This window comes from Streptomyces sp. NPDC029159, assembly GCF_055564055.1.
On the sequence record NZ_JBVHWT010000014.1, the window covers coordinates 1 to 23,170 of the forward strand.

The 23,170-nt window shown below is 72.5% G+C and carries 22 protein-coding genes; 16 read left to right on the top strand and 6 right to left on the bottom strand.

Annotated elements, in window-relative coordinates; genetic code table 11:
• Positions 1–120 precede the first annotated feature (120 nt).
• Positions 121–1,722, bottom strand: coding sequence for an MFS transporter (locus ACZ4U4_RS24105; protein WP_467877953.1), 1,602 nt, complete (start codon positions 1,720–1,722; stop codon positions 121–123).
• A gap of 117 nt (positions 1,723–1,839) precedes the next feature.
• On the opposite strand from ACZ4U4_RS24105, the gene ACZ4U4_RS24110 reads away from it, so the two are divergent.
• The 6 genes from ACZ4U4_RS24110 (at position 1,840) to ACZ4U4_RS24135 (ending at position 8,465) form a co-directional block, all read left to right on the top strand.
• Positions 1,840–2,499, top strand: a complete 660-nt coding sequence (locus ACZ4U4_RS24110) for a TetR family transcriptional regulator (protein WP_467877955.1) — start codon at positions 1,840–1,842, stop codon at positions 2,497–2,499.
• Positions 2,500–2,732: 233 nt separating this feature from the next.
• Positions 2,733–3,956, top strand: coding sequence for an alpha/beta hydrolase (locus tag ACZ4U4_RS24115; RefSeq protein ID WP_467877957.1), 1,224 nt, complete (start codon positions 2,733–2,735; stop codon positions 3,954–3,956).
• Between the two features lie 91 nt (positions 3,957–4,047).
• Positions 4,048–4,926 carry a DUF4429 domain-containing protein gene (locus tag ACZ4U4_RS24120; RefSeq protein WP_467877959.1) on the top strand — a complete coding sequence of 293 codons (879 nt, stop codon included), beginning with the start codon at positions 4,048–4,050 and terminating at the stop codon, positions 4,924–4,926.
• A gap of 112 nt (positions 4,927–5,038) precedes the next feature.
• A complete protein-coding gene (locus ACZ4U4_RS24125) occupies positions 5,039–6,394 on the top strand; it encodes a sensor histidine kinase (RefSeq protein WP_467877962.1) in 1,356 nt (451 codons plus the stop codon).
• Positions 6,391–7,071, top strand: coding sequence for a response regulator (locus ACZ4U4_RS24130; RefSeq protein WP_467877964.1), 681 nt, complete (start codon positions 6,391–6,393; stop codon positions 7,069–7,071). Before ACZ4U4_RS24125 ends, ACZ4U4_RS24130 begins: the two co-directional genes overlap by 4 nt.
• Positions 7,072–7,301: 230 nt before the next feature.
• Entirely contained in the window at positions 7,302–8,465 is a 1,164-nt protein-coding gene (locus ACZ4U4_RS24135; protein WP_467877967.1) for an alpha/beta hydrolase, read from the top strand.
• 132 nt (positions 8,466–8,597) lie between these two features.
• On the opposite strand, the gene ACZ4U4_RS24140 is transcribed toward ACZ4U4_RS24135, so the two are convergent.
• Positions 8,598–9,614 carry an aldo/keto reductase gene (locus ACZ4U4_RS24140; RefSeq protein WP_467877970.1) on the bottom strand — a complete coding sequence of 339 codons (1,017 nt, stop codon included), beginning with the start codon at positions 9,612–9,614 and terminating at the stop codon, positions 8,598–8,600.
• Positions 9,615–9,620: 6 nt separating this feature from the next.
• A complete protein-coding gene (locus ACZ4U4_RS24145; protein ID WP_467877973.1) occupies positions 9,621–10,142 on the bottom strand; it encodes a MerR family transcriptional regulator in 522 nt (173 codons plus the stop codon).
• Between the two features lie 250 nt (positions 10,143–10,392).
• Here ACZ4U4_RS24145 and ACZ4U4_RS24150 point away from each other — a divergent pair, with 250 nt between their 5' ends.
• On the top strand, positions 10,393–11,220 hold the full coding sequence (locus ACZ4U4_RS24150) for a serine hydrolase domain-containing protein (protein ID WP_467877976.1): 828 nt from the start codon (positions 10,393–10,395) through the stop codon (positions 11,218–11,220).
• A 137-nt stretch (positions 11,221–11,357) separates the two neighbouring features.
• On the opposite strand, the gene ACZ4U4_RS24155 is transcribed toward ACZ4U4_RS24150, so the two are convergent.
• The gene (locus ACZ4U4_RS24155; RefSeq protein ID WP_467877978.1) at positions 11,358–12,029 is read right to left on the bottom strand and encodes a pirin family protein; all 672 of its coding nucleotides are present in this window, start codon (positions 12,027–12,029) and stop codon (positions 11,358–11,360) included.
• A 57-nt stretch (positions 12,030–12,086) separates the two neighbouring features.
• On the opposite strand from ACZ4U4_RS24155, the gene ACZ4U4_RS24160 reads away from it, so the two are divergent.
• The 5 genes from ACZ4U4_RS24160 to ACZ4U4_RS24180 all read left to right on the top strand — a co-directional run bounded on the left by ACZ4U4_RS24160 (position 12,087) and on the right by ACZ4U4_RS24180 (position 17,064).
• Complete coding sequence (locus tag ACZ4U4_RS24160) at positions 12,087–13,271, top strand: PucR family transcriptional regulator (RefSeq protein ID WP_467877980.1); 1,185 nt, start codon at positions 12,087–12,089, stop codon at positions 13,269–13,271.
• 89 nt (positions 13,272–13,360) lie between these two features.
• Positions 13,361–14,332 carry an ACP S-malonyltransferase gene (locus ACZ4U4_RS24165; protein ID WP_467877983.1) on the top strand — a complete coding sequence of 324 codons (972 nt, stop codon included), beginning with the start codon at positions 13,361–13,363 and terminating at the stop codon, positions 14,330–14,332.
• Positions 14,329–15,375, top strand: a complete 1,047-nt coding sequence (locus tag ACZ4U4_RS24170; protein WP_467877986.1) for a beta-ketoacyl-ACP synthase 3 — start codon at positions 14,329–14,331, stop codon at positions 15,373–15,375. Before ACZ4U4_RS24165 ends, ACZ4U4_RS24170 begins: the two co-directional genes overlap by 4 nt.
• A gap of 99 nt (positions 15,376–15,474) precedes the next feature.
• The gene (locus tag ACZ4U4_RS24175; RefSeq protein ID WP_467877988.1) at positions 15,475–15,723 is read left to right on the top strand and encodes an acyl carrier protein; all 249 of its coding nucleotides are present in this window, start codon (positions 15,475–15,477) and stop codon (positions 15,721–15,723) included.
• Positions 15,724–15,798: 75 nt separating this feature from the next.
• Complete coding sequence (locus tag ACZ4U4_RS24180) at positions 15,799–17,064, top strand: beta-ketoacyl-[acyl-carrier-protein] synthase family protein (protein WP_467877989.1); 1,266 nt, start codon at positions 15,799–15,801, stop codon at positions 17,062–17,064.
• Positions 17,065–17,134: 70 nt separating this feature from the next.
• On the opposite strand, the gene ACZ4U4_RS24185 is transcribed toward ACZ4U4_RS24180, so the two are convergent.
• Positions 17,135–18,010, bottom strand: coding sequence for an NAD(P)-dependent oxidoreductase (locus tag ACZ4U4_RS24185; RefSeq protein ID WP_467877990.1), 876 nt, complete (start codon positions 18,008–18,010; stop codon positions 17,135–17,137).
• A 52-nt stretch (positions 18,011–18,062) separates the two neighbouring features.
• On the bottom strand, positions 18,063–18,557 hold the full coding sequence (locus tag ACZ4U4_RS24190; protein WP_391642730.1) for a DUF3145 domain-containing protein: 495 nt from the start codon (positions 18,555–18,557) through the stop codon (positions 18,063–18,065).
• Between the two features lie 387 nt (positions 18,558–18,944).
• On the opposite strand from ACZ4U4_RS24190, the gene ACZ4U4_RS24195 reads away from it, so the two are divergent.
• The 4 genes from ACZ4U4_RS24195 to ACZ4U4_RS24210 all read left to right on the top strand — a co-directional run bounded on the left by ACZ4U4_RS24195 (position 18,945) and on the right by ACZ4U4_RS24210 (position 23,145).
• Complete coding sequence (locus tag ACZ4U4_RS24195) at positions 18,945–19,877, top strand: SGNH/GDSL hydrolase family protein (RefSeq protein WP_467878335.1); 933 nt, start codon at positions 18,945–18,947, stop codon at positions 19,875–19,877.
• 161 nt (positions 19,878–20,038) lie between these two features.
• On the top strand, positions 20,039–20,686 hold the full coding sequence (locus tag ACZ4U4_RS24200) for a DUF4097 family beta strand repeat-containing protein (RefSeq protein ID WP_467877992.1): 648 nt from the start codon (positions 20,039–20,041) through the stop codon (positions 20,684–20,686).
• A 124-nt stretch (positions 20,687–20,810) separates the two neighbouring features.
• Complete coding sequence (locus tag ACZ4U4_RS24205; protein ID WP_467877993.1) at positions 20,811–22,208, top strand: nitrilase-related carbon-nitrogen hydrolase; 1,398 nt, start codon at positions 20,811–20,813, stop codon at positions 22,206–22,208.
• Complete coding sequence (locus ACZ4U4_RS24210) at positions 22,201–23,145, top strand: ornithine cyclodeaminase family protein (protein ID WP_467877994.1); 945 nt, start codon at positions 22,201–22,203, stop codon at positions 23,143–23,145. The genes ACZ4U4_RS24205 and ACZ4U4_RS24210 overlap by 8 nt, the downstream gene beginning before the upstream one ends.
• Positions 23,146–23,170 lie beyond the last annotated feature (25 nt).

A 23,170-nucleotide genomic window follows, 5' to 3' on the forward strand; every position in this document is an offset into this window, starting at 1 on the left:
GGGGATAACACAAATCCTGCACCCCCCCCCCCCCCCCCCCCCCCCCCCCCCCCCCCCCCCCCCCCCCCCCCCCCCCCCCCCCCCCCCCCCCCCCCCCCCGCCGTCAGGGATGCGGGTGGCTCAGATGTGGCCGACGCCCGCGCCCGCCTCCGCGTTCGCACCGCGCTTGGTGAAGAGCGCGACCACGGCGGCGACCACGGCGACACCGCAGGCCACGGTGAAGGCGAGGCCCATGCCGGAGATGAAGGTGTCGTGGGCGACCGCGACGATCTTCTGGCCGATCGCCGGCGGGGTGTTCGGCGGCACCGGCGCGAAGCCCGCCGAGACCGCGTCGGACGCCTGCGACAGCTGCTGGGAGCCGACCGGGGGCAGCCCCGCGTCCTTCCAGTTGCCCGGCAGGTCGTTCTCGACGCGGGACGCCATCACCGCGCCCAGGACGGCGGTGCCGAGGCTGCCGCCGACCTGCATCGCGGCCTGCTGGAGACCGCCGGCCACGCCGGACAGCTCCAGCGGGGCGTTGCCGACGATGACCTCGGTGGCGCCGACCATGACCGGGGCGAGGCCCAGACCGAGCAGGGCGAACCAGACCGACATCGTCACCGTGCCGGTCCCGGTGTCCAGGCCGGACATGCCGTACATCGCGACGGCGGTCAGCACCATGCCGCCGACCAGCGGGATGCGCGGGCCGAGCTTGGTGATCAGGGCGCCGGCCAGCGGCGAGCCGACGATCATCATGCCGGTGAGCGGCAGGAGGTGCAGACCGCTGTCGACCGGGCTCATGCCATGGACGTTCTGGAGGTAGAACGTCACAAAGAAGAGGCCGCCCATGAACGCGAAGGCCATCAGGACCATCAGGACCGTGCCCGCGGTGAGCGGCACGGAGCGGAACATCCGCAGCGGGATGAGCGGCTCGCGCACCTTCGTCTCCAGGAGCGCGAAGAGGGCGAAGAGCACCAGGGAGCCGATCAGGAAGCCCCAGGTCTGCATCGAGCCCCAGCCCCACTCGGACGCCTTGATCAGCGGCCATATGAGGCAGAACATCGCGCCGGAGAGCAGCGCGATGCCGGGTATGTCGAACGACCGCGGGGCGTTGGCCGCACGGTGGTCCTTGAGGATCACCAGGCCCAGGACGAGCGCCAGCACGCCCACCGGGACGTTGATGAAGAACACCGACTGCCAGCTGACGTGCTCGACGAGCAGACCGCCGACGATCGGGCCACCGGCGGTGGAGGCGCCGATGACCATGCCCCAGATGCCGATCGCCATGTTGAGCTTCTCGGCGGGGAAGGTCGCACGCAGCAGACCGAGCGCCGCGGGCATCAGCAGTGCGCCGAACAGGCCCTGGAGCACGCGGAAGACGATGACGAAGGCGACTTCCTTGGAGAAGCCGATGGCCCCGGAGGCGGCGGCGAAGCCGACGATGCCTATCAGGAACGTCTGACGGTGGCCGAAGCGGTCACCGAGCTTTCCGGCGGTGATCAGCGCGATGGCCAGCGCGAGCATGTAGCCGTTGGTGATCCACTGCACATCGGCCAGCGAGGCGTTCAGATCCTGCTTGATGGCCGGGTTGGCGATCGCCACGATCGTGCCGTCGAGGGCGACCATCATGACGCCGATCGCGACGGAGAAGAGGGTCAGCCACGGATGGCCGCGCAATCCCTTACGGGGCTCCGGTACGGGAAGTTCCGGCGCGCTCTGGGCAACCGGGGTCTGGGAACTCATATTCGGAGACACTAATGTCAGCCACTGACAGTTGACAAAGCAATTCATGAGTCGGTAACTGTCATTTCGCTCACAGCTATCCTGAGCAGCGAGAACACCTTGGAAAGGCGGCGCAGCATGACCCTCTCGACGCCGCGCGAATCGGCTCTGTGCGGGCTGCGCGCCCGCAAGAAGCAACGCACCCGGGACGCCCTGATACGCGCCGCACTGGAGCTGTTCACGGCCCAGGGGTACGAGGCGACGACCGTCGACGAGATCGCCGCCGCCGTCGACGTCTCGCAGCGCACCTTCTTCCGGTACTTCAGCAACAAGGAAGAGGTCACCTTCGCCGTCCAGGAGATGGTCGAGGCGCGCTTCCTGGAGGAGCTGAGCCACCGGCCCGCCGACGAGGCACCGCTGACCGCGCTGCGCAGTTCGCTGATGGCCGCCTGGGACGACATCGCCGCCTCGATCGAGCCGATGGTCCCGGTGGAGCTGTACATGCGCACCTACCGGATGATCGAGTCGACCCCCGCGCTGATCGCCGCCCACCTGCGGCGCTCCTGCGACCTGGAGGAGGGGATCGCCCGGCTCATCGCCCGGCGGGAGGAGCTCGACGCGGACCGGGACCCACGCCCCCGGGTGCTCGTCGGGGCGTTCAACGGGGTGATGCGCGCCGCCGGGAAGGCGTGGAGCGAGGGCGACGACTTCACCGTGACGTCGCTCCGCGAGCTGACCCACTCGTACCTCGATCACCTCGGGCCCGTCCTCGCCGACAACTGGCGCGCGGTGCGGTGACGCGCCCCCGGCGCGTACGGCGCTCCCGCGCGCCGGGCGGCGCCGCTCCGGGACACGGCGTCACCCGGTATCGGCAGGGCGTGACGCCGTGGTTCCGGATGAGTCCGGCGCCGCACCGCTGAGCGCGAACGCGCAGCTCCGGGCGTCCAGATTGTTCGAATTACCCGCCGTGAAACGTGACATGACTCACCCGTGAAGCAGGCATGCTGCCGCGTCTCCTAGGGTGGCCCGCGGTGACTTCTTTCTCTGGGCTCGGCCCCTCCTTCGGTTCCTTCGGATTCCTGCAGTCCACCGCCTGGCGTGCGGCACTCGCCCTGGCGGTGGTGTTCGTCATGCTCACCCTCACGGGGTGGACCGCGATCAGAGGTCACCAGGACGACGCCAACCCGCTGGCCACCGCGGAGGCCGACTGGCGGCACGCCACCTTCCGCGGCGACCGGCTGCCCGACCCGGACGCCGCACCGAACCGGCTCCGCGCCTTCTTCGCCTCCCTGGACCGCGCCGGTCGCCGTGAGCTCGCCGACCGGTATCCGCTGGTCGTCGGCAATATGAACGGTGCGCCGGTGGACCTGCGCTACCGCGCCAACCACACCGCGCTCGACCAGGCGCGCGCCATCGAGGAGCGGCGCTCCACCGACCGCCGCCTCACGCCTCTGGGCCGTCAGGACGCGGGCCGTCTGATGCACCGCTTCGAGTCGATGGCCGCCAAGGGCCGCCAGATCCTGGCGTTCGACCCGGCGGGCGGCGGCCGCGCCGCGGAGGTCTTCGGCGACCTCGACACGGCCCGCCGGGTCTCCGTGGTCGTCCCCGGGGTGGACACCAACCTGACGAATTTCGAACGCACCAACCGCGCCACCAGCGCCCCCGTGGGCATGGCCGATGCGCTCTACGGCGCCGAACGTGCCGCCCGGCCGGGCACCCGGACCGCGGTGATCGCCTGGGCCGACTACACCGCCCCGGCCGGTCTCGGGGTGGAGGCCGCCACCGGGCAGCTCGCCCAGGCGGGCGCCGTCCGGCTGCGGGCGCTGGCCCGGGCGCTGCCCCCGGCCGACAGCGTCGCGCTGTTCTGCCACAGCTACGGCTCGGTGGTCTGCGGTCTGGCCGCGCGCGATCTGCCGTCGAACGTGCGGGACATCGCGGTGGCGGGCAGCCCCGGTATGCGCGCGGCCAACAAAACGGCGCTCGACACCCGGGCCCGTCTGTGGGCCATGCGGGACTCCGACGACTGGATCCAGGACGTGCCGTACCTGGAGGTCGGCGGGCTGGGCCACGGCCCCGACCCGGTCGACCCGGCGTTCGGCAGCCGCCTGCTGTCGGCAGCCGGCGCCGACGGCCACGCCGGGTACTTCACGCCCGGCACCGAGAGTCTGCGCAACTTCGCGAAGATCGGTGTGGGCGCGCTCTCGGACGTACGCTGCGCGACCGACGACGTCCGCTGCGACGCCGGGCTCGCCTGATCCGCCGCGGCGGCCGGGAGCCGTCGGCCGCGGAAGGTACAAGGTGTCCATAAGGGGGACGGGCGGGCAACCGCCGCATACGATGAGCCGCATGGGTGATGTGCTGGCCGGTTTTCACGCCGTCTGGGAGTTCGGCCCGGACTCCGTACTCATCCGCTTCGAACGGGGGATCCGCAGGCCGAAGCTGTTCCAGGCGCTCGGCGAGCGACGCATTCCGTACGAGGCGCTGAGCGCCGTCGAGCTGTCCGAGGGCAGACGCGGCACCGTCGTGCTCCACGCCGTGCCCAGGCCGGGCGCCGACCCCCTGATGGAGGCGGCCGCCGGGCAGCTCAAGGAGGACGCCGACCCCTACCGCCTGGTGCTGCCCGCCGAGCAGGAGGCCCCGGCGGCGCACTTCGCCGACGCGCTGCGCCGCCTGCTGGGGCCGGGCGCCGGGGAGCCCGCCGACCGTCATCTGGTCGCGCCGCCCGAGGGCCCGCTGCACTTCAAGGCGTACGACGGGAAGGCGTCGTTCGACGGGAGCGCGGTCACGTTCCGCTGGTTCTGGACGGGGGCGTCGTCCGCGAAGTGGATGAGCGGCGACCAGAGCTTCGGCGTCGGCGAGTTGAGCGGGGTGGAGTGGCGCTCTCCGGAGCTGGTCACCGGCCATCTGCGGCTCCTGGAGCGCACCGCCCGGGACGGGACGCCCGGCGAGGCCGACCAGGATCCGGCCGCCGTGATCTTCGGCCTCGGGTACGGGCCCGTCCACGAGTCGCTGCCGTTCGCCGCGGCGGTGCTGGCGGCGGTCCGGACGGCGCAGACCGGCCCGGAGCCGGCGGCGTGCGCGCCGGTGCGCCGGGTCGGGGACACCGGGCGGAATCCGGCCGACATCGCCGACCGGATCCGCCAGCTCGGCGAGTTGCACGGTGCCGGGCTGCTGACGGACGGCGAGTTCAGCGCGAAGAAGGCCGAACTCCTCGCCGAGCTGTAGCGGCTGCTCGGGACGGCTACCGGAACTCCGCGGGTCATACCGTGGTAGGGGTGCAGCTCCGCACCCCGGTATGACGTTCGGGTCATCGCCCTCCGCTTACATTGACTGCGCGATGATCCGAGATGCTTCCCCTTCCCCGACCGGCACCGGCGCGGCGCGCGCACCGGCCCGGGGGCCCACCCTGCGCGCGGCCCGCCGGGGCCTGGCCGCGCTCCTCGGCCTGGGGGACCGGCCCGGCACACCGCTGCTCGGCACCGCCCGCAGCGTCTGGGTCCGCCGCCTCCCGTACGTTCTCGCCGTCCTCCTCACCACCGTGCTGTTGCCGGTCGGCGGGCACAATCTGGGCGAGAACTACGGCATGAACGCCTCCCTGGCGGCGCTCTTCGGGGCGGCGCAGACACTGCCGTTGCTGATGGCGGTGGTCCGGCCGCTGTCGGCATGGTGGGTGATCTTCGGCGCCGATGTGCTGTGCGCGGTGCTGCTCTCCCTGTCCCCGCAGACGCAAGCCTGGCCGTGGCCGCCGACGGCGATCATCGGCTATCTGGCGCTGATGGTGCCGCTGTCCCAGCGGGAGAGCCGCCGGACCCTGGCCACGGTCTGGGCGACGACGGGTGTGGTGGGCGTCCTCCTGGAGCCGCTGACGCCCCGCCGCAGCGACAACACCTGGATGCTGATGTTCGTCCTGGCGGGCGTGTTGCTGCTGGTCGGCCTCGTGGTGCGGGAACGCGGCGACGCCCGGCGGAAGTTGCGGGAGCAGGAGACGATCAGCGAGGCGGAGCGGGCCCGCCGCACCCTGCTGGAGGAGCGGGCCCGGATCGCCCGCGAACTGCACGACGTGGTCGCCCACCACATGTCGGTGATCACCGTCCAGGCCGACAGCGCGCCCTACCGCATCGAGGGCATACCCCCGCAGGCTCAGGAGGAGTTCGCCGCCATCGCGACGACGGCCCGGGAGTCGCTGACGGAGATGCGGCGGCTGCTGGGGGTGTTGCGCAGCGCGGAGGCGGAGCGGGACACAGGTCCGGAGAAGGCCCCGCAGCCGGGTCTGGACGAGCTGCCGCGTCTGGTCGAGGCCACCATACGGGCAGGTGTGCCGGTCGAGTTGACGCTTCCCGACGAGCCGGTGGCACCGGAGCCCGCGGTGGCCCTCTCGGCCTACCGCATCGTCCAGGAAGCCCTGGCCAACGTGGTGCGGCACGCCCCCGGGGCCCGCACCCGGGTGTCGGTGGTGCGCTCCATGGACGGCACCGTGCTGACGGTGCTGGTCCTCAACGGCCCGCCGCCGACCCCGTCCACCGCGTGGGAGACCTCGGGCACCGGGCACGGCCTCGTGGGGATGCGCGAGCGGGTGCGGCTGGTGAAGGGCCGCCTGTCCACCGGGCCACTGCCGGACGGCGGCTTCATGATCGCCGCCCAGCTCCCCCTGCCCCTGCCCTTTCTGATCGACAAGGACACCGACTCCCCATGACCACACGAGTGATCATCGTCGATGACCAGGCCATGGTGCGGGCAGGCTTCGCCGCGCTGCTCGCCGCGCAGAGCGACATCGACGTGGTCGGCGATGCCCCGGACGGCGCCCAGGGCGTCGAGCTGAGCCGCCGGACACACCCGGATGTGGTGCTGATGGATGTGCGGATGCCGCAGATGGACGGCCTGGAGGCGGCGCGGCAGCTGCTCGCCCCACCACCCGGCGTCACCCACCGCCCGAAGGTGCTGATGCTGACCACCTTCGACGTCGACGACTACGTCTACGAGGCGCTGCGCGCCGGCGCCTCGGGGTTCCTCCTCAAGGACGCCCCGCCCGCCGATCTCATCGCCGCGGTCCGGATCGTCGCCGCAGGTGAGGCCCTGCTCGCCCCGTCCGTGACCCGTCGGCTGATCGCGGACTTCGCACGCCAGGGCCCGGCCCCCCGCAAGGACGCCACCGCACTGCGGCTCAACGGCCTCACCCCACGGGAGACGGAGGTGCTGAAGCTGATCGCCCGGGGCCTCTCCAACCAGGAGATCGCGGACGCACTGGTCCTCGCCGAACAGACCGTGAAGACCCATATCGGGCGCGTACTGGCCAAGTTGGAGCTGCGTGACCGGGCACAGGCGGTCATCTTCGCGTACGAGTCGGGGCTGGTCACGCCGGGCGAACGCTGAGGCGGGCGATGCGCGGCTCGGGAGGCCCCGCCCGGCCGGCCGCCGCCCTGCCATGCCGCAGGTCAACCGCCGTTCCCTCGCCGCAGAGTGCACGAGTGGTACTCAGGTGGGACCCGGCGCCCTACCCCCTACTGCGGTATCACGCGGGAGTTGGCTCCGAGGGGTGACGCCGTACCACCCGACGTCTTTCTACGTTTCCTTCCGTCGCACCACCGCACGAAGGAGACACCATGGCACTGTTCCGAGCCGCCGGCCGACGCGGCCGACGCGCGCTGATCACCGCGGCGCTCGTCGCGCTCGTCGCCGCAGGCACGGGCGGCTGGGCCGCGGGCTCCGCGGAGACCGCCGTGACCGGCCCCGCACCGGGCGCCGCCGCCTGGCGCGCGGACCACTCCCTGGGCATCCGTCTGCCGGACCCGGCGACGGCCTCCCCGGCCGAGGTGGCCCGCTTCTTCCATGGGCTGACCGCCACTCAGCGGCACCTCCTCACGGTGCGGCACCCGTTGACCGCCGGCAACCTCGACGGCGCCCCGATCCCCCTGCGGTACCAGGCCAACTCCCTTGCGCTGAAGGCCGAGCGGGACCGGCAGCTGGCACTGTCCACCGATCCCGGCGGCACCCTGGAGGACCATCGGGCGGCACGCCGGGCGGCCGACCGTTACGCCGAACTGCTCGCGCCCGGACGGCAGGTCCTCGCCTTCGACCCGCGCGGTCGCGGTCAGATAGCGGAGGTGCACGGCGATCTGACGCGAGCGGAGCGCACCGCCGTGGTCGTGCCCGGCTCCGACATCGACCTGGCCACCTTCGACCGCGGCCGCGACCCGTACGGCACGCCGACCGGGATGGCGATATCCCTGCGCGCCCGGATGGCCGCCGACGCCCCCGGGGTCCGGACGGCCGTGATCGCCTGGACGGGGTACACCACCCCGGTCGGTCTGGGGCCGGATGCCGCGACCGGGCGGCTCGCCGAGGCCGGTGCGCCCCGGCTGGTGCGCCTCCTGTCCGGGCTGGCCGCGGTGGGCGCCCCTGCACCGGCGCTGCTGTGCCACAGCTACGGCTCGGTCGTCTGCGGTCTGGCCGGGCCGGTCCTGGGCCACACCGCGAGGGATCTGATCGTCTTCGGCTCCCCCGGTATGCGCCGCCCCTCCGCCGCCGAGGTGGACGGCTACGCCCGGGTGTGGGCCGCGCGGGACGCCACGGACTGGATAGGCAACGTCCCGCACGTCGACGTCCTGGGGCTGGGGCACGGAGAGGACCCCACCGATCCGGCGTTCGGCGCGCGGCGGGTCTCCGCGATACGGGCCGAAGGCCACACCGGCTATCTCGCCCCGGGCACCGACTCTCTGCGCAACTTCGCCGCCATCACGCTCGGCCACTACTCGGTCGTCACCTGAACCGGCGCCGGTCAACGGCCGGTTCGGGTGCGGGCCACCGGCCGTCCCGGCCCGGTGGCCCGCTCGGCGACGCCCCACCGGGCGAGGGGCCCCGTCCCTACGGCGGAGGCTCCCCTCCCCCGTTCCCGTCCGTCACTCCCGTCCGGCAGAGGTGAATGTCATGTCCGCGTACCGGTCTCCCGCGACCTTGCCCGCGATGGGCTCCAGCAGCGCCAGCTCCTCCGCCGTGAGCCGGATGCGGGTGGCGGCGGTGTTCTCCTCGATACGGGAGGGCCTGCGGGTGCCGGGGATCGGCACCACGCTGAGGCCGTGCGCCTCGGCCCGCTGCTGGACCCAGGCCAGCGCGATCTGTCCGAGCGTCGCACCATGCGCGGCGGCGAGGGAGCGGACGGGCTCCAGCAGTGCGGCGTTGGCCGCGGCGTTGTCGCCGGTGAAGCGCGGCTGCTGGCGGCGGAAGTCGTCCTGGCCCAGCTCCTTCTCCGCGCTGACGAAGGAGCCGGTCAGGAACCCCCGGCCGAGCGGCGAGTACGGCACGAAGCCCACGCCCAGCTCAGCGGCGGCAGCGACCACGCCGTTCTCCACGTCACGGCTGAAGAGCGACCACTCGGACTGGATCGCGGAGATCGGGTGCACGTCCTGGGCGGCCCGCAGTTCGGAGGCGGTCACCTCGCTGAGCCCCAGGTGCTTGACCTTGCCCTCGGCAACCAACTCGGCCATCGCGCCGACGGATTCCTCGATCGGAACGGCGGTGTCACGGCGGTGCATGTAGTAAAGGTCGATCGTGTCCACACCGAGGCGCCGCAGGCTGCCCTCGACGGCCTGCCGTATGTACGGGCGGTCGTTGCGGATGGCGCGCTTGTGCGGATCGGCGGGGTCGAAGGAGAGCGCGAACTTGGTGGCGATCACGACCTCGTCGCGGTGGTTGCGGATGAAGGGCCCGATGAACTCCTCGTTCTCACCGCTGCCGTAGAAGTCGGCGGTGTCGTAGAGGGTCACGCCCAGTTCCAGGGCGCGCTCCAACGTCTCCCGTGCGGCGTCGGCGTCGGTCGGGCCGTAGGCGAAGCTCATGCCCATGCAGCCCAGGCCCTGGACTCCGACGCGGGGTCCGCCGGTGCCCAGCTCCACGGTGTCGATCTTCTCGCTCCCCATGTCGGGTCAGCCCCTCTCGGACGCCCGGCGTCGGGCGTCGGCATAGATATCGATCTTGTAGTCGAGTACGGCGAGCGTGTCCTGCAGCTCCGCGATGCGGTGCCGTACGTCCTCGCGGTGTGCGGTCAGCAGCTCTTCCCGCTCGGCGAAGGTCGCGTCGCCGCCCTTGGCGAGTTCGGCGTAGCGCACCATGTCGGCTACCGGCATCCCGGTGAGCCGCAGTTTGGCGACCAGCCCCAGCCAGTCCAGGTCGCGGTTGGTGAAGCGCCGCTGTCCGGTGTGGCTGCGGTCGACGTGCGGCATCAGGCCGATCCGCTCGTACCAGCGCAGGGTGTGGGCGCTGAGCCCGGTGTACGACGCCACCTCGCTGATCGAGTAGCGGTCCCGGCCGGTCGGGCGCGGGTGGAACACCTCCTGCGCGCAGCTGCGTGCCGCCCACTGCGGGCTGCCGGGCGTCCGCTGTACGGACACCGCTCCGCCGTCCGCCGCCGTTTCCTCGATCACCGGCTCGCTCTGCGTCACCGTCATGCCGCGTCTCCCCTGTTCGACTGTCGCCCCCATCGACCTCGTTCAACGCTAGAGAGTTGGAGTGCACTCCAGGCAAGCCCGATCTTGACCGGGATTTGGCAAGCCCCCGAAGCCGGCCGGGCGTTCCCCGGCCCGGCTCCCGGGCGCGGGACCGGTCCCCCGGTCCGTCTCCAGCCAGGACATCGGAGCGGCGGAAGCCTTGTACCGACCGGCCTGTGGCCACCCGGCGGGCGGCCTTTAGGCTCGTCCCATGCAGAGCCTGCGGATGATCGAGAACTGGCCGGTGCCGACCGCTGCGGCCGCCGTCGTACGAGCCGATGGCAGTGTCGCCGGGACGTGCGGGCCCCAGCAGCACCGCTTCCCGCTGGCCTCGGTGACCAAGCCACTGGCCGCCTATGCCGCGCTGGTGGCGATCGAGGAGGGCGCGGTCGAGCTGGACGAACCGGCCGGGCCCGAGGGCTCCACCGTGCGCCACCTCCTCGCCCACACCTCCGGTCTCGCCTTCGACGAGCAGCGCACCATGGCCGCCCCGGGAACCCGGCGGATCTACTCCAACGCCGGTTTCGAGGCGCTGGGCGACCACATCGCCAAGGCCACCGACATCCCCTTCCCCCAGTACCTGCGGGAGGCGGTGCTGGAGCCGCTCGGGATGGACGCGACGGAGCTGGCCGGTTCGCCTGCCAAGGACGGTGTCTCGACCGTCGCCGACCTGATCCGCTTCGCCGCCGAATTGCAGGCGCCGCGGCTGCTCGCGCCGGAGACCGTCGCCGCCGCGACCTCCGTGGTCTTCCCCGGGCTCACCGGCGTACTGCCCGGCTACGGTCACCAGAAGCCCAACGACTGGGGGCTGGGCTTCGAGATCCGCGACGGGAAGTCGCCGCACTGGACGGGTGCTTCGTCGTCGGCGCGGACGTTCGGCCACTTCGGTCAGTCCGGGACGTTCCTGTGGGTGGACCCGGAGGCGGGCGGCTCCGGCGCCGCCTGTATCGCGCTCACCGACCGTGCCTTCGGCCCCTGGGCCGTCGACGTCTGGCCGCCGCTGACCGACGCGGTCCTGGCCGAGCTGCACTCCGCCTGACACCCGGCGGCCGGGCCCCGCAGGTCCCGGCCGCCCATCGCCCAGCCCGTCACCGACCGGGCCGCACCCCGCGCCGAGGGGCGCCCGTGGCACACCGCCGCCCCTTCATGCACACCGCAACGCCCCCGCCCCGCGGCTCACGCGTACCGCGGCTCCGTCCCCATCTCCCAGATCAGGCACTCCGCGGGCCCCGCCGCCCGCAGCCGTGCGTCGCTCTCCTCGGTGAGCCGCGCGGCGTCACCGGCCGCCAGCACGGCCTCGCCCAGCCGGATCTCACCGCGTACCACCTGCACATACACCCGCGGCGCTGCCGGGAGTCCGGCGCTTTCGCCCGGGGCGAGGCGGCGGATGTGCAGCGTCGCGCCCGCGCGCGGGACGGCGTACGGGGCGTGGTCGGCGAGGCCGCGCACCACGTCATACGCGGGGGTGCCGCCGAACTCCGTCGGGGCCAGCCACATCTGGACGAAGCGCAGCGGTTCGGGGCCGTCGTTGCGTTCGATGTGCCGGACGCCGTCGGCGGCGGTGAGCCGGGCCAGGTCACCCGGCCGTACCGTCGTCTCGTGTCCCGTGGAGTCGCGGTGGGTCAGTTCGCCCTCGACGACCCAGGTGACGATCTCGGTGTCGCGGTGCGGGTGCTCGTCGAATCCGGCGCCCGGTGCGAGCCGCTCCTCGTTGCAGGCGATCAGTGCGCCGAACCGCAGGTTGGCGGGGTCGTAATGGGGGCCGAAGGAGAACGCGTGGAGCGTCTCGATGCCGGCTTCCGGATCGCCGCCCCGATAGCGTTCCGCGCCCGCATGCACCTGAATCATGCAGTCACCGTAGCCCCGCCGCGCCACGCGCCCGACCCGATAAGGCAGTCTTGTCCCGTGTCTGAACCCGCATCGCGCGCCCCTCATCCGCACCAGGCGACCCTCCGCAGGCTGGAGCAGTCGTCCGGCAAACTCGCCGCGGCAGCCATCGCGCGCATGGACGCGCAGTTGCCGTGGTACCGCGCGATGCCACCGGAGAACCGCTCCTGGATCGGCCTGGTGGCACAGGCCGGTATCGCCGCGTTCACCGAGTGGTTCCGGCACCCCGAGACCCCCCAGGCGATCAGCACCGACGTCTTCGGCACCGCACCGCGCGAGCTGACCCGGGCCATCACGCTGCGCCAGACCGTGGAGATGGTCCGGACGACCATCGAGGTCATGGAGTCGGCGATCGACGAGGTCGCGGCACCCGGCGACGAATCGGTCCTGCGGGAGGCGCTGCTCGTCTACGCCCGCGAGATCGCCTTCGCCACCGCGCAGGTCTACGCCCAGGCCGCCGAGGCGCGTGGCGCCTGGGACGCCCGGCTGGAGTCGCTGGTCGTCAACGCGGTGCTCTCCGGTGAGGCCGACGAGGGCGCGATCTCCCGGGCCGCGGCCCTGGGCTGGAACTCCCCCGAGCACGTCTGCGTCGTCCTGGGCACCGCCCCCGACGGCGACAGCGAACTGACCGTGGAGGCGATCCGCCGGGCCGCCCGGCACGCCAAGCTCCAGGTGCTGACCGGCGTCCTGGGCAGCCGCCTGGTGGTGATCGCCGGCGGCTCCGACAACCCGCTCAAGGCGGCGAAGGCGCTGATCGGGCCGTACGCCGCGGGCCCGGTGGTGGCCGGTCCGGTCGTCGCCGACCTGCTCGCCGCGACGCGCTCGGCGCAGGCCGCCGCCGCCGGTCTGCGGGCCTGCGCCGCCTGGCCCGACGCACCGCGGCCGGTGCTCGCCGACGATCTGCTGCCGGAGCGCGCGATGGCGTCGGACCCGGTGGCGCGCGATCAGTTGGTGGAGGAGATCTACAGGCCGCTGGAGGAGGCGGGCTCCGCGCTCCTGGAAACACTGAGCGTCTATCTGGAGCAGGCCAGCAGCCTGGAGGGTGCGGCGCGGATGCTGTTCGTGCACCCGAACACCGTGCGCTATCGGCTCCGACGCGTGACGGACGTCACCGGATGGTCCCCGTCCGATGTCCGCTCGGCCTTCACCCTGCGTATCGCACTGATCCTGGGGCGTCTGGCTGGCGGAGAATCGCAGCTCTAGACTTTTGTCGGACACCAACAATTCCCCCGATGGTTCTTCGTCCCTGTCCCCACGGGCGGGCGGGACCTCCCACAAGAGAGAGTGTGAGGGTGCTCGTACTCGTCGCTCCCGGCCAAGGCGCTCAGACGCCCGGCTTCCTGACCCCCTGGCTCGACCTCCCCGGTGTCGAAGACCGGCTCCGTGAGTGGTCCGCCGCCATCGACCTGGACCTGATCCACTACGGCACGAACGCCGACGCGGACGAGATCCGCGACACCGCCGTGGCGCAGCCGCTGCTGGTGGCGTCCGCACTGATCTCCTCCCGGCAGCTGTTCGCGACGCCCGAGGAGTTCACCGCGCGCGTCGGCGCCGCGGCCGGCCACAGCGTCGGCGAGCTGGCGGCCGCCGCGCTGACCGGCACGCTCACCGACACCTCCGCGATGCAGCTGGTCCGGCGGCGTGGCCTGGCGATGGCCGAGGCCGCCGCCGTCACCGAGACCGGCATGGCGGCACTGCTCGGCGGCGAGGAGTCCGTCGTCGTGCCGCATCTGGAGAAGCTGGGGCTGACCCCGGCGAACGTCAACGGCGCCGGTCAGATCGTTGCGGCGGGCACCGCCGAGCAGATCGCGGCCCTCGTCGCGGACAAGCCGGAGGGCACCCGGCGGGTCGTCCCGCTGAAGGTGGCCGGCGCGTTCCACACCCACCACATGGCGCCCGCCGTGGCGGCGCTGGAGTCCGCGGTCGGCGAGCTGGACGTCACCGACCCGCACACCCGCTACGTCTCCAACAAGGACGGCCGGGCCGTCGCCACCGGCGATGAGCTGGTGCAGCGTCTGGTGGGCCAGGTGGCGAACCCGGTGCGCTGGGACCTGTGCATGGAGACGTTCAAGGAGCTGGGCGTCACCGCGCTCATCGAGGCGGCGCCGGGCGGCACGCTCGTCGGCCTGGCCAAGCGCGCCCTGCCCGGTGTGAAGACGCTCGCTCTCAAGACCCCCGACGACCTCGACGCGGCCCGCACCCTGATCGCGGAGCACAGCTCTCCGGTCGCCGACCCGTCGGCCGAAGAAGGAGCCCGCGCATGACCTCGAAGATCAAGCCCTCGAAGGGCGCCGAGTACGCCCGGATCATGGGTGTCGGCGGCTACCGCCCGACCCGTGTCGTACCGAACGAGGAAATCCTCAAGCACATCGACTCCTCCGACGAGTGGATCCGCTCGCGGTCGGGCATCGCCACCCGGCACTGGGCGAGCCCGGAGGAGACCGTCGCCGTCATGTCGATCGAGGCGGCGGGCAAGGCCATCGCCGACGCGGGCATCACGCCCGAGCAGATCGGCGCGGTCATCGTCTCCACCGTCTCGCACTTCAAGCAGACCCCGGCCATCGCGACGGAGATCGCGCACCGTATCGGCGCGGGCCGTCCCGCGGCGTTCGACATCTCGGCCGGCTGCGCGGGCTTCGGCTACGGCCTGACCCTCGCCAAGGGCATGGTCACCGAGGGTTCCGCCGAGTATGTGCTGGTCATCGGCGTGGAGCGGCTGTCGGACCTCACCGACCTGGAGGACCGTGCGACGGCCTTCCTGTTCGGTGACGGTGCGGGCGCGGTCATCGTCGGCCCCGGCAAGGAGCCCGCGATCGGCCCGACCGTCTGGGGCTCCGAGGGCGACAAAGCGGAAACGATCAAGCAGACCATCGCCTGGGACGCGTACCGCACCACGCCGGTGCCCGGTGGCGACGGCCCCGAGGAGCGGACGGCCCCCGAGGCCATCCGCTACCCCGCCATCACCCAGGAGGGCCAGGCGGTCTTCCGGTGGGCGGTGTTCGAGATGGCGAAGGTCGCCCAGCAGGCGCTGGATGCGGCCGGAGTCAGCCCGGACGACCTGGATGTCTTCATTCCGCACCAGGCGAATATGCGGATCATCGACTCGATGGTGAAGACGCTGAAGCTGCCGGAGAGCGTCACGGTCGCCCGTGACGTGGAGACCACCGGCAACACCTCCGCCGCCTCCATCCCGCTCGCCATGGAGCGGCTGTTGGCGACCGGTCAGGCCAAGAGCGGCGACACCGCGCTGGTCATCGGCTTCGGGGCGGGTCTCGTTTACGCCGCTACGGTCGTTACCCTCCCCTAAGCAAGATCTGCGCAGCGCCGTCCGTCCCCCCGATGTGCCGGCCGCTGCGCGCCCAGCTTCACCCCGTCAGTTACCACTAGAACATCAAGGAGCGCCACCGTGGCTGCCACCCAGGAAGAGATCGTCGCCGGTCTCGCCGACATCGTGAACGAGATCGCCGGGATCCCCACCGAGGACGTCAAGGTGGAAAAGTCCTTCACCGACGACCTCGATGTCGACTCGCTGTCCATGGTCGAGGTCGTCGTCGCCGCTGAAGAGCGCTTCGACGTGAAGATCCCCGACGACGACGTCAAGAACCTCAAGACCGTCGGCGACGCGACCGATTACATCCTCAAGCACCAGAGCTGATCCAGCTTCTGCGCATGTCGCCACCCCGCGGTGGCGCCGTATTCAGACCCCTCTACCCGTGGAGTAAGAATTCCCGTGAACGCGACCAATCGCACCGTGGTCGTCACCGGTATCGGCGCAACCACACCGCTGGGTGGCGACAGCGCTTCGACCTGGGAGGCCCTGCTCGCCGGCCGGTCCGGTGTGGGCACCCTGGACGAGGACTGGGCGGCCGACCTCCCGGTCCGTATCGCCGCCCGTGCGGCGGTGGACCCCGGTGAGGTCATCCCCAAGCCGCAGGCCCGCAAGCTGGACCGCTCGGCGCAGTTCGCGCTGATCGCGGCCCGTGAGGCGTGGGCCGACGCCGGTTTCACCGGTAAGGCGGGGGAGGACACCTCGGTCGACCCCGACCGGCTCGGCACCGTCATCGCCTCCGGCATCGGCGGCGTGACGACCCTGCTCGGTCAGTACGACGTACTGAAGGAGAAGGGCGTTCGCCGCGTCTCCCCGCACACCGTGCCGATGCTGATGCCGAACGGCCCGTCCGCCAACGTCGGCCTGGACGTCAACGCCCGCGCGGGTGTGCACACCCCCGTCAGCGCCTGCGCGTCCGGCTCCGAGGCGATCGGCTACGCCATCGAGATGATCCGCACCGGCCGTGCGGACATCGTGGTCGCGGGCGGTACGGAGGCGGCGATCCACCCGCTGCCGATCGCCGCGTTCGGCAACATGATGGCGATGTCCAAGTCGAACGACGACCCGCAGGGCGCCTCCCGCCCCTTCGACTCCGCGCGCAACGGTTTCGTCCTCGGTGAGGGCGCCGGTGTGATCGTGCTGGAGTCCGCGGAGCACGCCGCCAAGCGCGGTGCGCGGGTCTACGCCGAGGCCGTCGGCCAGGGCATCTCCGCCGACAGCCACGACATCGTGCAGCCCGAGCCGTCCGGCAACGGCATCGCGCACGCGCTGCAGAGCCTGCTCGACAACAGCGACCTGGATCCGTCCGAGGTCGTGCACGTCAACGCGCACGCGACCTCGACGCCGCAGGGTGACCTCGCCGAGCTGAAGGCGCTGCGCAAGGTCTTCGGTGACGACACCGACCACATCGCCGTCGCCAGCACCAAGTCGATGACCGGTCACCTCCTGGGTGGCGCCGGCGGCATCGAGTCGGTCGCGTCGATCCTGTCGGTGTACCACCGGGTGGCCCCGCCGACGATCAACGTCGAGAACCTCGACCCCGAGATCGACGTCGACATCATCCGCGACGAGCCCCGCAAGCTGCCCGCCGAGGGCCGCATCGCGGCGCTGAACGACTCGTTCGGCTTCGGCGGTCACAACGTCGTGCTGGCGTTCCGCACCGTCTGAACGCACCCCTGACGTACGAGGGCCCGCCCGGTCACCACGACCGGGCGGGCCTTCGGCGTGTGCGGCCCGGTCAGTCGCCGAACGAGGCGTGGTAGGCGGCGGCCGCGTCCTCGTCGCCGTGGCCCTGTTCCTCCGCCCGGCGCAGCCGTTCGGCGGCGGCCGCGGCGAGGTCGGTGCGGACGCCGGAGGCCGCGGCCGCCTCGGCGATGAGCCGGGCGTCCTTGCGGGCCGCGGAGACGGTGAAGCTGGGCCGGAGGTCGCCGGAGAGGATCGCCTCGGCCTTCATCCGCAGATAGGGCAGGTCGAGCGGGCCGCCGTCGACGGCGGCGAGGAAGTCGCGCGGGTCGACGCCGAGCCCTTCGGCGAGCGCGACGGCCTCGCCGACGCCGTTGATGACGGTCAGCACCCAGCTGTTGAGGACGAGTTTGAGGCGGCTGGCGCGGCCGTCGCTGCCGTCGTCGCCGACCCAGCGGGTGGTGCGTCCGATGACGTCGAAGACGGCGGCGGCCTGCTCGCGGACGTCGGTGGGTCCGGCGGCCAGGACGGTCAGTTGGCCCTGTTCCGCGGGGGCCTTGGTGCCCAGGACGGGGGCGTCGACGTAGCGGAGGCCGTGGGCGGCGGCGACGTCCGCGAGCGGGGCGGTGCCCTCGATGCCGACGGTGCTCATCTGGAGCCAGAGGGTGCCGCGGGCGAGGTGCGGGGCCGCCGCCGTCATCGCGTGGAGGACGGCGGGGCCGTCGAGGAGCATGGTGAGGACGGTGTCCGCGCCGTCGACGGCCTCGGCCGGGGTGTCGGTGACGCGGACGCCGTCGGCGGTGAGGGGTTCGGCCCGGGCGCGGGTGCGGTTCCAGGCGCGGACGTCGTATCCGGCGCGGGCGAGGTTGCGGGCCATCGCCGTGCCCATGATGCCGGTGCCGAGCACCGCCACAGAGATGTGATCAGCCATGTCCGCACGCTAAGACTTCGGGTGCGGACGAGGGCAAGGCGCGACGGTGGGGTCAGACGACTTGATGCAGCCAGCGGACGGGGGCGCCCTCGCCGGCGTGCCGGAAGGGCTCCAGTTCGTCGTCCCAGGGCTTGCCGAGGAGGCGGGCGACCTCGGCGGTGAGGTCGCTCTCGCCGCCCTCGGCACGGACGACGGCGGCGCGCAACCGGTCCTCGGGGATGAGGATGTCGCCGTGTATTCCGGTGACGGCGTGGAAGATGCCCAGGTCGGGCGTGGAGCTGTAGCGCTCGCCCTCGGCCGTGGCGCAGGGTTCGGCGGTGACCTCGAAGCGCAGCAGATGCCAGCCGCGCAGCGCGGAGGCGAGCTTGGAGGCGGTGCCGACGGCGCCCTGCCAGGAGAATTCGGCTCTCCAGGTGCCGGGGGCGGCGGGCTGGGCGATCCAGTCGAGGGTGACGCGTACGCCGAGGACGCCCGCGACGGCCCATTCGACATGGGGACAGAGTGCGCGGGGTGCGGAGTGGACGTACAGAACTCCACGGGTCGTCACCGGGACCTCCAGTGCGGTTCGAGGTTCGCCTTCCCCGGCGGCCTCGTGCCCGCGCCGTCGGCGGCCGGGACGAGTGCCGACGGTCCGCTCCGGTGAGCGTTGCGGCACCGGCCTGCCAGGTGACCTACAGTAAACACCATTGGACCCAATATGCCGCAATCTGCCATAAAAAGGACAGGAAATGACGGGTTGCCAGAGGTTTACGCCGACGGTGCGTACCCGTTCGGGCCATGGCGCGGCCGCCCCGGACCGGGGCTGTCCCGCGGTGCCGGCCCGGGGGTGACGTACCGTCGGTACTTCGAAGAGATATCACCCACGGGCCGGAGGGGACAGGGGATGACAGAGATCGACCGGTCGTTCTCCTCTCGGCGTACGGCTTTCTTCCGGATGCGCTCCGCCGAGGTGGCGCTCCCCGGGCGGAACGGATCGGCAGGGGGCGTGCGGCGCCGCGCGGGCGCCGCCCTCGTCGCCGGTGCGCTGCTGCTCTCCGCGACCGCGTGCAGCGAGGACGGCTCCAAGGCACCGGCGGCGCGGCCGAGCCCGAAGGCTTCCACGCCGTCCGCCAGGCCCGCCCCCGCGTGGCGCACCGCCCCGGCGTCGATCGCGGCGCTCGGCGACTCCATCACCGTCGGCTTCGACGCCTGCACGGTGCTCTCCGACTGCCCGGAGGTCTCCTGGTCGACGGGCACCTCCCCCAAGGTCGACAGCCTCGCGAGGCGGCTGCTGGAGCGCCCGGCGGGGCACAGCTGGAACCTCGCCCGCACCGGTGCGCTGATGAGCGATCTGCCGGATCAGGTCGACGCGGCCAAGGTGCACCGGCCCGAGCTGGTGACGGTACTGATCGGCGCCAACGACGCCTGCCGCAGCGAGGTCCGCGCGATGACCCCGGCCGCCGCCTTCCGCGCCGACTTCACCCGGGCGATGAAGAAGCTGCGGAAGTCACTGCCCCGGACGCAGGTGTATGTCGCGGCCGTGCCCGACCTGCTGCGCCTGTGGTCGGAGGGGCGCAAGAACCCGCTCGGCAAGCAGGTGTGGCAGCTGGGGATCTGCGGCTCGATGCTGCGCGATCCGGACGATCTGACGGACACGGCGACCGAGCGCCGCGAAGAGGTGCGCGACCGCGTCAAGGAGTACAACAAGGCGCTGGAGGAGGTCTGCGCCGAGGACTCCCTCTGCCGCTTCGACCCGGGGGTCTTCGACTACCGCTTCACGGAGCGGCAGTTGAGCAGCTGGGACTGGTTCCACCCCGGCGTCCGCGGCCAGGGGGAGCTGGCGGAGATGGCGTTCCGGACGATCACCCGTAGGGAACCGGTGACGTGACCCTGGCCGCGTTCTCCGGGTCCTGTCGTCCTGTGGCATGAGGTGCCCCGGTGCGCCTTGCCGGAAGATCTTCGGTGTATCGCCGTCGCCTTCTGGGGGAACCTCGCCATGACCCGTCTCCGAACCGCGCTCTCGCCCTGACCTGCGCAGGAGCGGCCGCCTTGCTGACCGGCTGCTCGGGCGTGCTCGGGCCGTCGAAGTCCGGGGAGCGGACGTACTCGGTCTCCGGGGGCGTCCGGTCGGTGACGGCCAGGACGTCGGGCGGCTCCATCGAGGTGGTGGCGACGGACGGCAGCGGTCCGGTCCGCGTCACGGAGAAGTACACGTACCACAACAGCCGTCCCACGCCGACCCATGACGTCGAGGACGGCGGGCTGACGCTGGACGCCTCGGTCTGCCGGGGCCTGGGCGACAACTGCTCGGTGAGCTACCGGGTGCAGGTGCCGCGGGCGACGGCGGTCGATCTGCACACCAGCGGTGGGGACGTCACCGTGCGCGGTACGGCGGGTTCCGTCACCGCGGAGACCAGCGGCGGGGGCGTCACCCTGGACGCCGTCGCCGCACACGAGGCGCGGGCGAAGACCAGCGGCGGCGATGTGAGCGCCACGTTCACCACCGTGCCCGACAGCGTGTCGGGCACCACCAGCGGCGGCGACGTCACGATCCGGCTGCCGAAGAGCACGTACGACGTGGAGGCCACGACCAGTGGCGGGGGCCGGAAGGTCACGGTGCCCACGGCCCCGGACGCCCGTCGCCGGGTGGAGGCGCGCACCAGCGGCGGGGACGTGTCGGTGCTGGCGGCTTCCTGAGAACGGGCGGGGGCCGGGCGGCCGATGATCCGCCGGTCGGCCTCCCGACCTGCGGATCCGCCCGCCGGACGGGAGTTGTCCACAGGCTCTGCGCGGGTGGGTTGCGCGGATGCATGATGGCGGCATGTTGATCGCCGCAGCCCAATTCCCCTCCCGCCGCCACGACATCGCGGCCAACGCCGCGCGGATGGCCGCCCTCCTCGCCCGCGCCGCCGATCTGGGCGTGGCGCTGGTCGTCTTCGCCGAGCTGGCTCTCACGCAGTACGACCTCGACGCCTTCGCAGCCGATCCGGGCCTCGCCCTCGCGCCGGACGACGCACGGCTGGCGCCGGTCCGGGAGGCGTGCCGGGCCCACGGTGTCGGGGCGGTGGTCAATCTCCCCGCGCGCGAGCCCGGCGCCCCGGCGGGCATACGGGGCATCACCTCGTTCGTCTTCGGTCCGGACGGGGCGCTGCTGACGCGCTACACGAAGCTGCATCTGTCCGGACGGGAGGCCGACCTCTTCGCCCCGGGCCGCGCCGAGGGCCGATTCCGTCTCGGTGGCGTCCACTTCTCCCTCACCACCTGCTACGACAACTCCTTCCCGGAGCTCGCCGGGCACGCCGCGGCGGACGGCTGCCGGGTGTATCTGGCCAGTTCGTTCCACAGTTCACCGGAGAGCCTGACGAAGTATCCGGAGCGGGCGCGGGACCACGGCCTCCATGTCCTGCTCGCCAACGGTGTGGGCATGGGCAGCGGCACCTCCGGTCCGGGCTGCGGGCTCAGCGGCGCCTGGCTGCCGGACGGGCGCCAGGTGGCGTCGGCCGGTCCGGGGGCGGGCTGCCCGGAGGAGGGCGAGCTGGTGCTGACCGATGTACGCGATGCCGTCGTGCTGATGGCGGATCCGGCGGTGGCCGCGGTGCCGGTCCGCGAGTGCGGGGAGCCGCTGGTGGATGTGCGGGAGGCGGCGCCGGGCCTGCTGGCGCCCGAGGCGGGGAAGCTGACGGCGGACGGCGCCGCGGCGTACCTGCGCTCCGGGGTGCTGGAGCGGCTGCTCACCGCAGCGCGGGCGCTCCCGGACGGTCTGCGGATACGGCTGGCCGAGGGGTACCGCCCACCGGCCCTCCAGCGTCGCTACTTCGAGGAGTACGCCGACACGCTGCGCAAGGAGCACCCCGACTGGGCGGCGGAGCGGGTGCACTCCGCGGCGTCCCGGTACGTCTCCCCGCCGGAGATCGCCCCACACAGTGCGGGCGGCGCCGCGGACCTGATCCTGACCACCGCCGACGGCACCCCGGTCGACATGGGCACCCGCCTGAACGCCTCGCCGGAGGAGAGCGACGGCGCCTGCTACACCGCCGCGCCCGGCATACCCGCGGCGGCGCGTCGGGCCCGCCGGACGCTGGGCGCCGCACTGACGGCAGCAGGGCTGGTCAACTACCCGACGGAGTGGTGGCACTGGTCGTACGGCGACCGCTACTGGGCGCTGGAGACGGGCGCGGACGCCGCGCTGTACGGACCGAAGGAGCTGAAGCATGAGTGAAGACCGCGGCGGCGGAGCGGCCTTGACCGGTCCGGTGCTGCTGGGGGACGCCGAGGTGCGGGAGTTGCTGGACGCACCGAGTGCGGTACGGGCGGTGCGGCGTGCGCTGCTGGAGCACCACGCCGGAGGGCTGGCCGCACCGCCCCGCCTCCGGGCCGGACTGGGCGGGCAGGAGCTGGTGTTCACCGCCGGGCAGCTGACCGGCGAGGGGCTGCACGGCTTTCGCGCGTACGGCACCGGCGGCGGCGATCAGCTGGTGGCGGTCTGGGACACCGCGAGCGGTGCGCTGCTGGCGGTGGTGCACGGCGCGGAGCTGGGGCCACGGCGGACGGGCGCGATCGGGGCGGTGGCGGTCGAGGCCCTGGCCCGGCCGGATGCGGTCCGTTGCGGGCTGATCGGCACGGGTCCGCAGTCCTGGGCCCAGCTCTGGGCGCTGGCGGCGGGCCCGCTGCGGCCCGAGGCGGTCACGGTCTGCGGGCGCCGGGCGGAGCGCGCCGAACGGTTCGCCGCCCGTGCCCGGGCGGAGTGGGGGTTGCCGGTCCGGGTGGCACGGGAGGTACGGGAGGCGGTGTCCGGACAGGACGTGGTCATCGTGGCGACGAACAGCCCGCGGCCGGTGCTGGAGGCGGAGTGGGTGTCGCCGGGCACCCATCTGAGCACCCTCGGCCCCAAGTCCCCCGCCCGCCACGAGATACCGCCGGAGCTGGCGGCGCGGGCAGCGGTGATCGCCACCGATTCCCCTGCTCAGGCCGGGGCGTACGGCACCGATCATCTGCTGGGCCCGGCCCCGATGACGGCGCTCGGCGCGGTCCTGGCGGGCTCCGCACCGGGCCGGACCGACGCCGATGCGATCACCCTGTTCTCGTCGGTCGGCCTGGCGGGAACGGAGGTCGCGGTGGCGGCGGAGCTGGTGGGGAGGTGCCGGGGGCGGAGCTGACGGGGCCGCCGGGCGGGGCGTTCCC